The organism is Pseudomonas sp. GW821-FHT01D09 (assembly GCF_059422465.1).
Window position 1 is genome coordinate 125,150 of the sequence record NZ_JBWKWY010000013.1, and the last position, 12,365, is coordinate 137,514.

A 12,365-nucleotide genomic window follows, 5' to 3' on the forward strand; every position below is an offset into this window, starting at 1 on the left:
GTAGCTTTATGTGGGAGCGGGCTTGCCCGCGATAGCGATCTTTCAGCCCATACATTCGGTGGCTGATACACCGTTATCGTGAGCAAGTCGCACCGCTGCTCCCACACAAGCCCGCTCCCACAGGGTCTGTACTTAATGCACAACCCAACTGAGCAGCCACAACCCCAGCATCAACCAGATAATCCCCATGATGATCGAGGCCCGCATAAACGCCCGGACTGCCGAATACAGCAGCATCAGGCCAATGATCAGGGTGATGATGCTGACGATCGAGGTATCCATGCCCAGGGTGCGCGACAGGCCATCGATAAAGTTGCCACCGGCATGGGTCAGGGCGCCGAACAAGCCACTGAGCCCGTCGACGATAAAGCGGATGATCGAACCGAGCGCCTGGCCCAGCCATTCAAAAAAGCTTTCTACCTGCATATGAGTTTCCTGATGAAAGGGTGGGCGTATCTGCCGGACCTGAGCCTTTGGTCGCCAATCCCCTGGGCGAGTTCCCTAGAAGCATAGAGGTTTGCCCGTTTGAATTTGCGAATAGTTGCACGCGCTACCCTGGGTAGCCTGTTGGTGGTGATCGCCCTGCTGTGGCTGGCCGACCGCCTTTGGCCCCTGCCGCTGCCCAAGGACGACCTGGCCCGTGTGGTGCTGGCTGAAGACGGCACACCCCTGTGGCGCTTCGCCGATGCCAACGGCGTATGGCGTTACCCGGTGGCCACCGACGAAGTCTCGCCGTATTACCTCGATGCGCTGCTGACCTACGAAGACCGTTGGTTCTACCAGCACCCCGGCGTCAACCCGCTGGCCCTGGTGCGGGCGACCTGGCAGAACCTCACCGGTGCACGGGTGGTATCGGGCGGCAGCACCTTGTCGATGCAGGTGGCGCGCCTGCTCGACCCCCATTCGCGCACCTTGCCGGGCAAGTTGCGCCAGCTGTGGCGCACGGCGCAGTTGGAGTGGCACCTGTCCAAGGACCAGATCCTCAACCTGTACCTCAATCGCGCACCGTTCGGCGGCACGTTGCAGGGCGTGGCGGCGGCCAGTTGGGCGTACCTGGGCAAGTCGCCGCAGCAACTGACCCACGCCGAAGCCGCCTTGCTCGCAGTGCTGCCCCAGGCGCCGAGCCGTCTGCGCCCGGACCGCCACCCGCAGCGCGCCCAGGAGGCCCGGGACAAAGTGCTGCGGCGCCTGGCCGAGTTCCAGGTGTGGCCGCAATCGGCGGTCGATGAAGCCCTGGAAGAACCCCTGTTGCTGGCGCCGCGCCTGGAGCCCAGCCTGGCGCCGCTGCTGGCGCGCCGCCTGAACCGCCCTGACAGCCCGCCACTGATTCGCACCACTCTCGACGCGACCCTGCAACGCCGTCTCGAAGACCTGCTGTTGGGTTGGCGTGCGCGGCTGCCGGAGCACACTTCGGCAGCGATCCTGGTGGTTGAGGAAGAAAGCATGGCCGTGCGCGCCTACCTGGGCTCGGTGGATATCAACGACGCACGGCGCTTTGGCCATGTGGATATGATCAGCGCCCTGCGCTCGCCGGGCTCGACCCTCAAGCCCTTCCTGTATGGCATGGCTTTGGACGCGGGGCTGATTCACTCCGAATCGCTGCTGCAGGACGTGCCACGGCGCTATGGCGATTACCGGCCGGGCAACTTCTCCATGGGTTTTACCGGCGCGGTGCCGGCCAGTACGGCGCTGTCCAGTTCGCTGAACCTGCCGGCGGTGCAGCTGCTGGAAGCCTACGGGCCCAAGCGCTTTGCCGGGGAAATGCGCATCGGCGGCATGCCCCTGGCGCTACCGGCGCTGGCCGAGCCGAACCTGGCGTTGATCCTGGGCGGCGCCGGCAGCCGCCTGGAAGACCTGGTGGGCGGCTACAGCGCGTTGGCCCGCGACGGCAAGAGCGCGGCCATTCGTTTGCAGCCCGATGATGTGCTCAAGGAGCGCCCTCTGTTATCGCCAGGCTCGGCGTGGATTGTGCGACGCATCCTCAGTGGCCAGGCGCGGCCAGACCGCGACCCCCGGGCCGAGCTGGTGCAGCGCCCGGTGTTAGCCTGGAAGACCGGCACCAGCTACGGCTTTCGCGATGCCTGGGCCATTGGGGTCGGGCCACGCTATTTGATTGGCGTGTGGATCGGCCGCCCGGACGGCACCCCAGTGCCCGGCCAGTTCGGCCTGGCGTCGGCGGCGCCGTTGATGCTGCAAGTGCACGATGTATTGACCAACCGCGACAGCCAGCGCGGCATTACCGCGCCGGTTAAAGCGGTGCCGATGAATGTCGGCGTGGCGGCGATCTGTTGGCCCCTGGGCCAGCCCATGAGCCGCAGCGACCCCAATTGCCGGCGCCAGCGGTTTGCCTGGACGCTGGACAGCACCACGCCGCCGACCTTGCAGGCCCTGGATCAGCCCTTGGGTGTCGGCTTGATGGAAACCGTGTGGGTCAATGCCAAGGGCTTGCGCGTGGCGGCCAGTTGCCCGGGCGCGGTCTCGCGGGACATTGCCCTGTGGCCGGCGCCGCTGGAGCCGTGGCTGCCGAGGATCGAGCGGCGTGACGCGCGTATCCCGGCGCCAGACCCGGATTGCCCGCCCCCGGCGCTGGCAGCGGCGTCGCCGTTGTCGGTGGTGGGCGTGCGTGAGGGCGACCAGCTGCGCTTGCCGGCGGGTAGCCAGCAGCAACTGCGCTTGAAGTTATCGGCGTTGGGCGGCAGTGGGCGGCGCTGGTGGTTCCTCAATGGCGCGCCGCTGGGCGACAGTGCCAACCAGGACAGTATCAATGCCAGCCTGGAGCAGTTGGGGCGCTATCAACTGAGTGTGCTCGATGAGGCGGGGCAGACGGCCAGGGTTGAGTTCAGCGTGGTCGATTAGACCGCCATCGCAGGCCAGCCAGCTCCCCCATGTTGATTTGTAAACACCGCCAAATGTGGGAGCTGGCTTGCCTGTGATAGCGCCCTGACAAGCGCCGTAAATTTATTTGCCATCCCCGCCTTTGAGCCCGAAGCTATACCCCTTCAGGAGCGCCCCATGAATCTCGAACGCCTTACCGAACGCATGCATCGCATCCGCGATAACAACGACTGGAAACAATTCCACAGCCCGAAAAACCTGGCCATGGCCGCTAGCGTCGAAATGGCCGAGCTGGTGGAAATCTTCCAGTGGCTGAGCGAAGACCAGTCGCGCCAGTTACCCGCCGACAAACTCGCCCATGCCGGCCAGGAAGTGGGCGACATCGTGCTCTACTTGCTGCTGTTGTGCGGCGAACTGGGCCTGGACATGAACCAGGTGGTCAGCGCCAAGCTGGCCGACAATGAGCGGCGGTTTAGCCATGAGTGATCGTCATTTCGACCAGTTGGCCACGCGCTTTGCCGAGAAGATCTACGGTGGCGCCAAGGGCGCGATCCGCTTGGCAGTGTTGCAGGCCGACCTGGCCGAGGCTTTGCCGGCGCGGCCGTTGCGTGTGCTGGATATCGGCGCAGGCCTTGGCCATATGTCGTTGTGGCTGGCCGAGCGCGGGCATCAGGTGACCTTGGCCGAGCCCGCCGAGCCGATGCTGGAAGGCGCCCGCCAGCGGTTCGCCGAGGCGGGGCAGCGTGCAACGTTCATCCAGGCGCCGTGGCAGGACCTGCTGGGCCAGCTCACCGAGCCCTACGACCTGGTGCTGTGCCACGCCGTGCTGGAATGGCTGGCCGAGCCCCACGCGATCCTGCCGGTGCTGCACCAGTTGACGGCGCCGGGGGGCTGGTTGTCCCTGGCGTTCTACAACCGGGATGCGCTGATTTACCGCAACTTGCTCAAGGGGCACTTTCGCAAGATGCGCAAGAACGACATGGCCGGCGAAAAACACAGCCTGACCCCGCAACAGCCCCTGGATCCACGGGAGCTGGCGGCGCAACTTGAAGACCTGTGGCAGGTCGAAAGCCAGAGCGGGGTGCGGGTGTTCCACGACTATATGCCGATGGAATTCCAGGCCCGCACCCATTTGCAGGACGTGTTGGAGATGGAGCTCGCTCACCGTCGTCACCCAAGCTTTGCCGGACTTGGGCGTTATTTGCACTGGATCTGCCGTCCGGTTTAAGCGGCCCAGTCTGCGGAGATCGAAATGAAGCGCTGTGCATTGATCCTGCTGTGCCTGGGGCTGGGCGCCTGCTCCAGCCACAACCCGTATGTGGCGGCGTCCAAACCCATGCCGCCGGCGCCTGCCCAGGCGGCCAACACCTTTGACGCCAGCGCCTATCCGGCGCCGGTGCGCGACTATGGCGCCTACCGCAATTGGGCCTGGCGCAACGGCCAGTTGCCGGCGGGCTCGGCCTGGGCAGATCCTGCGCAGATCGCCGAAGCCGTCAGTGGCGCCCTCGACCAGCGCGGTCTGCGCCCGGTGCATGGCCCGCGCGCGCCGGACTTGCTGGTCAGCGCCGATGTGCATCTGGAGAAACGCCTGCGCCAGGTACAGGACGATTATGGCTATGGCTACGGTGGCTACAACCGCTATGGCAACGGCTACGGCATGTACAACTCGGTGCCGATCGTGCGCACCTATGAAGTGCAGGTCGTGGTGGTGCGCGTCAACCTGTTCGACGCTCGCACGGGCCAGCCGGTCTGGAGCGCCAGCGCCGAAACGGGCAGCCAGGGCAGCCTGAGTGAACGCGGCGATGCCTTGCGCCAGGCTGTGCAGAAGGCCATGACGGCGTATCCTCCGAGTTAACAGCTATTCTCATCTCAGATTGGGTTTGCCCTTTGGAGAACTACCATGTTGCGTCGTATCGCTTTGCTTGCTTTTGCCGTGCTGCTGGGCGGATGCCAGACCCATCAGGTCAACCACGACTTTGACGCCAGCCGCGACTTTGCCGCCTACCGCAGTTGGGCCTGGAAAGACCCAGCGTTGCAGTACCGCCCCGATGATCCACGGATCAAGAGCGACCTCACCGAACAGCGCATCCGCCAGGCAGTGGCCGACCAGCTCGACCAACGCGGCCTGCGCCCGGCAGCCCCCGGGGCCAAGGCTGATGTGAACGTGCAGGCCTACCTGATCGTCGAAGACCGCCAGCAACAAGTCACCACCCACTACGGCGGCGCCTGGGGCGGCCCGTGGAATGGCTATTGGGGCGCGCCGATGTACAACGAAACCCGCAACGTCACCTACAAGGTCGCCACCCTCCAGATCGACCTGCTCGACGGCAAGGACGGCAAGTTGGTATGGCGCGGCAGCGACGAACAGATGATGAGCAGCTCGCCCAACCCACAGGACCGTAGCGCCGCGATCCGCGCGACGGTGACCAAGGTGCTGTCCAACTACCCGCCACGGTAAGTCGCACGCTGCGATGCGGGTGCTGCGGTGCAACAGGTACACCGAGGCGATCCCATCGCAGCCTCGCTGGGGCTCGACAGCTCCCACATTTGATCTGTGTTCCTTGAGACAAATTTGCAGGTGCCGCCGCTCCCTTGTGGGAGCTGTCGAGCCCCGGCGAGGCTGCGATGGGATCGCCTCGGTACACCCGATACCCCGAGATGCCCGCATCGCAGCTACAGGTGTTGCGTGTGCCCTTGGGCTTCCCGCCAGTCGCCAAACTGGCAACTTGCCAGCGCCCCCTGCAAGCCTTGTCTACACTGCTGTTCACTACAGGAGAGTAAGCGCTCGGCAGTTCGCCGGCAAAGGAGTGCTCGATGTCTCCCCGACTTCGTTCTGGCCAGCGTGGCGCAATCGGCCTGGTATTCGCCAGCACTCTGGCATTGGCCCTGGTGTTTCTATTGCTGGTGGTCGATAGCGGCCGCCTGTACCTGGAAAAACGCAAGCTGCAGGCCATTGCCGACACCGCCGCCCTGGAAGCCGCCAACCGCGGCGGGCAGTGTTCTGGCAGTACCACGGCTGTCGATTACGCCAAGCAGAATGCCACCCGCAACGGCTTCACCGTCGTCGCCAGCGACAGCTCCCGCGCACTGGCGGTGACTTGCGGGACGTTGCTGACCAATGCCCTCAACATCCGTGTCTTCACTGTCGATGCCACCAAGAACGAAGCCATCCGCGTAGTCGCTACCCACACGATCACAACCGGTATCGCCAACGGGGTGTGGCGGTTGTTCAGTGGGACGTATAACGCTAATACGACCTTGAGTGCGACGGCGGTGGCGGCGTTGGCGACCCCAGTGGCCGCACTCACAATCCGCAGCACCGCCGTGGTTGTGGATTCAGCCAGCAAGGCCTCTGTTCTCAACGCTTTGTTCGGCGGGTTGTTGGGCGGTGGACTGAACCTGTCGGTGGCCGGGTGGAATGGTTTGATTAATACCAATATCTCTCTGCTGAATTATCTGGATCGACTAAAGCTTGATCTGGGTCTGACGGCGGTTGGTTATACAGAAGTTCTTGGCAATACCCTCGGTGTCGGCCAGTTAATTCAAAGTGCGATCAATGTATTGGATCCCACTAACACCCTGACCACGGATGTAACGATTGTCGGCTTGAAAGCGCTCAAAACGGCAGCGGGTACTACTCAAGTGGTATTGGGCGATATTCTGCAGATTGCGAGTGGCACTGATGTGGCGTCTCTGGCAGTGAACATGCGGGTGTTTGATCTGATCGAAGGTTTTGTGCAACTGGCCAACAAGAAAAACGGCCTGTTGGCAAGTGTCCCGATTGACTTGCCTGGAGTGGCGCAAATCACCGCTACGGTTCAGGTTTTACAGCCGCCTCAATTATCTGCTGTTGGCAATCCAGCCAAAGCTGTAGCAGCAGGACATAATCCTGAAACCGGTCCGAATCGCATCTATGTGCGCACGTCTCAACTACGAGTTCTGCTCTCGGTCAACTTGCCCGTACTGAACACGGTCCTGGATTTGGTGAACGGCGTGACCGGATTGGCGGGCCCTCTGGCAAACACGGTGGGAGCGCTACTACAGCTTGATATTGTGGGCGCGATCAATGCGCTGACATGTGGTTTGGGTGCACTGTGTACTTCACCCAACCTGCAGATTCTGCCTCCGCCTGTCCATGTGGATATTGCGGTAGAGGCTGCCAGCGCCAGTAGTTGGGTAACTGCCTACAGCTGCGCAAGCCCTACCAATAAAAGCCTGACAACCAGCACCAATACCTCGCTGGTCAATCTGAAACTGGGTCAAGTTGACGGCTTATCCAGCATTTTCGGCAGCAGTCAAGCTCCGCCCCAGATGGTTGTGAAACCCTTGAAGATTGTTGATATCGGTACTGAGTCATGCCGCCGCTTTCTGATATTCAATGACTGCAATGCCCGTATTCCCTCTGTAGGAGGTGGTATTGGGTTATCTGCCAATATCGATGTCGGAGGGAGTAAAAACCTTGCGCATACTTACCTCTCTCCCGATTTGCCGGAAATTTCGCAGCAACCGTTTTATTACGCTTACACCACCAGCAATATCGTTAGTGGGCTCACGGACCCTGCCAAGGGAGCAGCAGCGGGGCTTGTTCTAAATATGTATGGCCCGCAGCCCGGAAACGAAAATTTGCTAGGCAATCTTATTGGTGGTCTTGGAACCACGCTCAATAGCGTCACTTCCCTGCTGATCAGTACGATCAAAACCACACTGACACCGTTACTGGACTCGCTGATAAACACCCTCTTACTGGCCTTAGGCGTCGATCTAAATAAAGTGGATGTAGGCGCCAACCTGAGCTGCCAATCTGGCCACGCCTACCTTGTAATCTAACCCCCACCCACCACCGGCAATTCCACACAAAACCGCGCCCCATGCTCACTGTTGACGACGCTCAGGCGTCCGCCCATGTTTTCCACAATGCCGTAGCTCACCGACAGCCCCAGCCCGGTGCCGACGCCAATCGGTTTGGTGGTAAAGAACGGCTCGAAAATCCGCTCCAGCAAGCGCGCGTCTATGCCGCCGCCGTTGTCTTCGACCCAGATGCGTATGTGGCGGCTGTCGTGTTCGCTGTACAGCGCGATCCAGGGGTGCAAGTCGTGGTTTTTTTCGTGCCGCGCCATCAGCGCGTCACGGGCGTTGACCACCAGGTTGATCAGCACCTGTTCCAGTTGATCGACATGGCCGTTGACCTGCACGTGCCCGTCCATGGGGGTGATGCGCAGGTCCACGCCTTTGCCGCGCAGGCCTTCGCCGAGCAGTGACTGGGTGCCTTCCACCGCCTGGGCCGGGTCGAAAGGTTGTTGCTCGACCTCCGAGCGGCGGCCGAACACGCGCATATGGTCCACCACCCTGGCCGCGCGCTGGACCTGGGCGTCGAGGCGCTGGAGTTTTTCGGTCAGGTAGTCGATCTGCACGTCGCCGTTGCCCAGGCGCTTGAGCATATTGACGATGGCCATGCGCATCACGTTCAGCGGCTGGTTGATCTCATGGGCCAGGCCGGTGGCCATCTCGCCCAGGGTGGCCATTTTGGCGCTTTGGGTCAGTTGCTGCTGGGAGCGGCGCACTTCGGTGTTGTCGCGGCCCACGGCCTGGATTTCCTGCAACTGGCCGTGCTCGTCGAATACGCCACGGTCGGACCAGACCCACCATGCATGTGCGCGCCCCGGCAGTTGCAGGCTGATCTCGGCCGTACTGACCGGAAATTCCGGGCTCAACTGGCCGATGCGTTTTACAAAGGCGTTGCGTTGCTCCTCCGATAACCAGTGGCCCAGGTTGATCCCCGGCAGTTGTGCCGGCGTGCATTCCAGGTAGTTGGCCAGGGGCGTGTTGCCGAAGGTCAGGGTCAGGTCCGGGCGATAGCGGCAGATCATCGCCGGTGAGTCTTCGACGAGGAGGCGGTAGCGCTCTTCGCTGTCCTTGATCTGTTGCGCCGCCAGGGTCGCTTCGGTGACGTCCAGCCACAGGCCGACGGCTTCCACCGGTTGGCCGAGGTCGTCGCGCAAAAGCTTGGCTTCGTCCAGCAACCAGTGGTAATTGCCCTGGCGATCGCGCACACGGTAGCGACTGCGCACGCTGCCTTCGCGCAGCAATTGCCGGGTGCGCTCGAAGTACAGGTCGCGGTCTTCGGGGTGCACCCACTCCACGGAGGTGTCGTGGGTGCATTCGGCCAGGGTCCAGCCTAGCAGCGGCAACAGGCTGTCGCTGAAGAAGGCCGGGTGCAGCGCACCGTTGACGTAGCGCTGCACGTAGATCACCGCCGGGGAGCTGGCGATCAGGTTGTCCAGCCGTGCATGGGCGGCGGCGGCCTGTAGTTGCTGGTTCTTGATGTCGCTGATATCGAGCATGAAACCGATCCAGCGCCGCTGCTCGCCGGCCCCCAGCACCTGGCCCTGGACCCGATACCAGATGGGGTTCTGCTTGGCGTCGCTGCGTTGCAGGCGCACGCTGGTCAACAAGGGCTTGCCCAGGGTCTGCAGGTCTTGCAGGCGGCTGTTGAGTTCCTGGCGGTCGGCGGGGTGGATCAGTTCCAGCCAGTTGGCCAGCACTTGTTGGGTCGGTGCATCTTCCGGGCTCAGGCTGCGCATCAGTTGCGGCGCCAGCAGAATCTCCTCGCCACTGGCCAGCAGTTCCCACCAGCCGGTCCCGAGCAAGCCTTGCAAGGCTTCTACCCGCTCCAGGTGCTGGTGATGACGCTGTTCGCGCAGGCGGCCGAGCAAGGGGGCGGCGAGGGCGGCGGCGAGGTTCAGCCAGTCACGCTCGCTGACGTCGGGGTGGCCGCTGTAGAACCCGCACAGCAACCAGGCGGCAACGCCCTGGCTATCGCGATAGGGCACCAGCAGGCCCTCGGCATTGCCAAACACGCTGTACAGGCGCGGGTGTTCGCTGCGGCCCTGGAGGGTTTTCAGGCTCAGCGCGGTGTTGCCGTTGAGGCTGTCCAGGCAGGTGCCGAGGCGTTGGCCCGGCGCCCATAATTGCGGCGCATCGTGGGCGCTGTAGCCGCTGTAGACCCGCCAGTCCTGGTCGTCGAGCAGGACCATCGCCACACAGGGAATGTGCCAGCGCTGGGCCAGGCTGTGCAGGTGCTCGCTGAACACGTGCGGCAGGCGCGTCAGGCTGCACACGTGCAGTTGCTCGCTCATCTGGCTGGCCAGTTGATGGTTCTGTTCGCGCTGCTGGGCCAATTGCCGGCCGTTCAGCAGGTCGCTGATATCCAGCAGGCGCAGGATCCAGTCATCGCCATCCGGCTCGATCCAGCCACGGGTATGCAAGATGTTGTCGCCGGCGCCTTGAAAGTCCAGGTCCAGGCTGTGGCGCTGCCAGTCGCCGGGGGTGCCTTCGATGCTCAGGGCGCCGGGCAGGCACAGCAGGTCGCGCAACAGCGGGTGGGGTTGGGCGCTGAGGTGGTAGGCCAGTTGTGGGTGCAACGCACGGCTGATCTGCAGCACATGGCCTTGCTGGTCCAGGCGCATGTGCAGGCCTGGGGGCGGCGGGTTGGCGGGCGTCTCCAGGGCGTGGACGCTGCTGCGGCCAAGCAGCCTGCCGAAGATTTTGTCACCGGAGTTCAAAATTGCAGGCTCGACTGGGCGTGCAGTGTGGTCGGCAGCCGGGGCACCGTGCCAATGCCCGGCAGCACAATAAACGGCAGGACGTTCTTCAGGTTGGCCGAGGGGTAGTTGATCTCGACGGTCAGCACGCCCGCAGTGTAGGTCGGGTTGATATGGGCCGCCTGGAACTGGAAGGTTGCGGGGATCCACTGCAATTGGCTTTGCACGGTCTGGGTCGCCCGCTGGATGAGCGCGGTGTTGTAGTTGGGGGTGCTGGGGTCCAGTGCCACGCTGCGGCGCACGGCTTCGGCGGTGGCCTGGTTGAACGACTGCAATAGCAGCAGCGGCAGGCTGTAGCTGACCATGGCGTAGAACACGGCAAAAAAAATCACGAACACCGCGGCAAATTCGATAGCGACGGCGCCTTTTTGCTTGCTAGGGAGGCTGGTTTTCATCACTGCGACTACCCTGACGGTTACTACCTGATATCAGCATAGAATCAATCAGCAAAAAGGGACGGTTTTTACGTGATCCAAGGCCTCGTGGTGTTGGTCTGGTTGGGCGTGTGTGCGGTGCAGGATATTCGCCAGCGGCAGATTGCCAATCGCCTGACCCTGGGCGCCGTGCTGCTGGCGTTGCTCTACCTGCTGTGGAGCGGCACGACATGGCTGGGGGCTTCCCGGGCTGAAGGGGGGTGGGCGGTTTTCCTGGCGCTGCTGTTGACGCTGCCCGGCTACGCCCTCGGGCGCCTGGGCGCCGCTGATGTGAAGTTGCTCGCGGCGTTGGCGCTGGCGTCGGATTCAACCTACCTGTTGTGGTCGCTGGTCGGCGCCGGCGTGGCGAATATGGCCTGGCTGGTCTATGGGCCGCGACTGTTGCCCCTTGCCAGTCAAGGCGTTAGAGCGCGCCTGGGCTATCTGGTGGTGGACCCGTCAAGGAAACTGCCCTTTGCGCCGTTTCTGCTAGTGGGTTTTACCCTGGCCTGGTTGTGGCTCCATTAGTCGTGGGCGCTCTGTAGCGCTATATACATAGTCGGAAAGTACGTCTAAGTTTATTTACACAAGCAAGTAGGAAGGTTCTTCGGAACGGATAGGTCAATCTTTGGCTTGCCAGGCATGGAGTAGCGCGTGAACAAGCTTACGTCTGCAGTAAAAGTGCTCGTGGTCGACGATCAGCCGCTGATTGTGGAGGAGCTTTGCGAATTTCTTGAAAGCAGCGGTTATCGCTGTGTCCCGTGTGGTTCCAGCCAGCAGGCGGTGCAACGTTTCAGTGAAGACCCGCAGATCGGCCTGGTGCTGTGTGACCTGCATATGCCCGACATGGATGGTATCGAGCTGGTGCAGGCCTTGCAGAAAATCGCCGGCAAGCAGCGGGCCTTCGAGGCCATTATGTTGACCGGCCGGGCCGACAAGCAGGACGTGATCAAGGCCTTGCGCGTGGGCATCTCCGATTACTACCAGAAACCCATCAACCTCAATGAGTTGCTCGAAGGCCTGCAACGCCAGGAAGCCGCCCTGGCAGAGCGCCACAAGAACCTGCATCTGGGGAATTTGAACCAGAAGCTGCAATACCTCTCTGAATCCATCGACGACCTGTACCAGGACCTGGACAAGGTCCGTCGCGGCCCGACGCCGCCAGCCGAGGGCGAGGAAGCCGAGCGCCTGGAGGTGCCGGCGATCTTCAATCAGCTGTCCCCCCGGCAACTGGATGTTGCCCGGTTGGTCGGCAAGGGCCAGACCAACTACCAGATTGCCTGTGAGCTGGGGATTACCGAGAACACGGTCAAGCTGTACGTGTCCCAGGTGTTGCGCTTGACCCATATGCACAACCGTACCCAACTGGCGTTGGCGCTGTCGCCGAGCAACTCGGCCTTGCGCCAGCGGGTGACGGCGCATTGAAGCTTTGCGTACAGCCATGTGGGAGCGGGCTTGCCCGCGATAGCGGTATGTCAGTGACAGATTTGCTGGCTGACACGCCGCTATCGCGGGC

The 12,365-nt window shown here is 62.5% G+C and carries 11 protein-coding genes; 8 read left to right on the plus strand and 3 right to left on the minus strand.

Annotated elements, in window-relative coordinates; all coding sequences use genetic code 11:
* Nucleotides 1-132: 132 nt before the first annotated feature.
* Complete coding sequence (locus tag AC07W7_RS14365; protein WP_076961489.1) at nt 133-426, minus strand: hypothetical protein; 294 nt, start codon at nt 424-426, stop codon at nt 133-135.
* A gap of 99 nt (nt 427-525) precedes the next feature.
* Between AC07W7_RS14365 and pbpC the strand changes: the two genes are divergently transcribed.
* From pbpC to AC07W7_RS14395, 6 genes are all read left to right on the plus strand, one after another.
* Nucleotides 526-2,856 (plus strand): peptidoglycan glycosyltransferase PbpC, encoded by a 2,331-nt coding sequence (pbpC, locus tag AC07W7_RS14370; protein ID WP_495039543.1) that lies wholly within the window; start codon nt 526-528, stop codon nt 2,854-2,856.
* 156 nt (nt 2,857-3,012) lie between these two features.
* Nucleotides 3,013-3,321 (plus strand): MazG-like family protein, encoded by a 309-nt coding sequence (locus AC07W7_RS14375; RefSeq protein WP_495039544.1) that lies wholly within the window; start codon nt 3,013-3,015, stop codon nt 3,319-3,321.
* A complete protein-coding gene (locus AC07W7_RS14380; protein WP_169898932.1) occupies nt 3,314-4,063 on the plus strand; it encodes a methyltransferase in 750 nt (249 codons plus the stop codon). Before AC07W7_RS14375 ends, AC07W7_RS14380 begins: the two co-directional genes overlap by 8 nt.
* Before the next feature lie 24 nt (nt 4,064-4,087).
* Nucleotides 4,088-4,690 (plus strand): DUF4136 domain-containing protein, encoded by a 603-nt coding sequence (locus tag AC07W7_RS14385; RefSeq protein WP_076961485.1) that lies wholly within the window; start codon nt 4,088-4,090, stop codon nt 4,688-4,690.
* A 45-nt stretch (nt 4,691-4,735) separates the two neighbouring features.
* Nucleotides 4,736-5,293, plus strand: coding sequence for a DUF4136 domain-containing protein (locus AC07W7_RS14390; RefSeq protein ID WP_099170180.1), 558 nt, complete (start codon nt 4,736-4,738; stop codon nt 5,291-5,293).
* Between the two features lie 356 nt (nt 5,294-5,649).
* Nucleotides 5,650-7,662, plus strand: coding sequence for a pilus assembly protein TadG-related protein (locus tag AC07W7_RS14395; RefSeq protein WP_076961483.1), 2,013 nt, complete (start codon nt 5,650-5,652; stop codon nt 7,660-7,662).
* On the opposite strand, the gene AC07W7_RS14400 is transcribed toward AC07W7_RS14395, so the two are convergent.
* Both AC07W7_RS14400 and AC07W7_RS14405 read right to left on the minus strand, forming a co-directional pair.
* Complete coding sequence (locus tag AC07W7_RS14400; RefSeq protein WP_495039545.1) at nt 7,659-10,397, minus strand: PAS domain-containing sensor histidine kinase; 2,739 nt, start codon at nt 10,395-10,397, stop codon at nt 7,659-7,661. The two genes, AC07W7_RS14395 and AC07W7_RS14400, sit on opposite strands and share 4 nt — an antisense overlap.
* On the minus strand, nt 10,394-10,831 hold the full coding sequence (locus AC07W7_RS14405) for a TadE/TadG family type IV pilus assembly protein (protein ID WP_076961481.1): 438 nt from the start codon (nt 10,829-10,831) through the stop codon (nt 10,394-10,396). Before AC07W7_RS14405 ends, AC07W7_RS14400 begins: the two co-directional genes overlap by 4 nt.
* 72 nt (nt 10,832-10,903) lie before the next feature.
* Here AC07W7_RS14405 and AC07W7_RS14410 point away from each other — a divergent pair, with 72 nt between their 5' ends.
* Both AC07W7_RS14410 and AC07W7_RS14415 read left to right on the plus strand, forming a co-directional pair.
* On the plus strand, nt 10,904-11,377 hold the full coding sequence (locus AC07W7_RS14410) for a prepilin peptidase (RefSeq protein WP_495039546.1): 474 nt from the start codon (nt 10,904-10,906) through the stop codon (nt 11,375-11,377).
* Between the two features lie 126 nt (nt 11,378-11,503).
* A complete protein-coding gene (locus AC07W7_RS14415; RefSeq protein ID WP_076961479.1) occupies nt 11,504-12,274 on the plus strand; it encodes a response regulator transcription factor in 771 nt (256 codons plus the stop codon).
* The last annotated feature ends 91 nt before the right edge of the window (nt 12,275-12,365 follow it).

Coding starts and splice junctions, on each gene's coding strand:
- AC07W7_RS14395 (WP_076961483.1), top strand. CDS start 5,650: ATGTCTCCCCGACTTCGTTCTGGCCAGCGTGGCGCAATCGGCCTGGTA.
- AC07W7_RS14365 (WP_076961489.1), bottom strand. CDS start 426: ATGCAGGTAGAAAGCTTTTTTGAATGGCTGGGCCAGGCGCTCGGTTCG.
- AC07W7_RS14375 (WP_495039544.1), top strand. CDS start 3,013: ATGAATCTCGAACGCCTTACCGAACGCATGCATCGCATCCGCGATAAC.
- AC07W7_RS14380 (WP_169898932.1), top strand. CDS start 3,314: ATGAGTGATCGTCATTTCGACCAGTTGGCCACGCGCTTTGCCGAGAAG.
- AC07W7_RS14385 (WP_076961485.1), top strand. CDS start 4,088: ATGAAGCGCTGTGCATTGATCCTGCTGTGCCTGGGGCTGGGCGCCTGC.
- AC07W7_RS14390 (WP_099170180.1), top strand. CDS start 4,736: ATGTTGCGTCGTATCGCTTTGCTTGCTTTTGCCGTGCTGCTGGGCGGA.
- AC07W7_RS14405 (WP_076961481.1), bottom strand. CDS start 10,831: ATGAAAACCAGCCTCCCTAGCAAGCAAAAAGGCGCCGTCGCTATCGAA.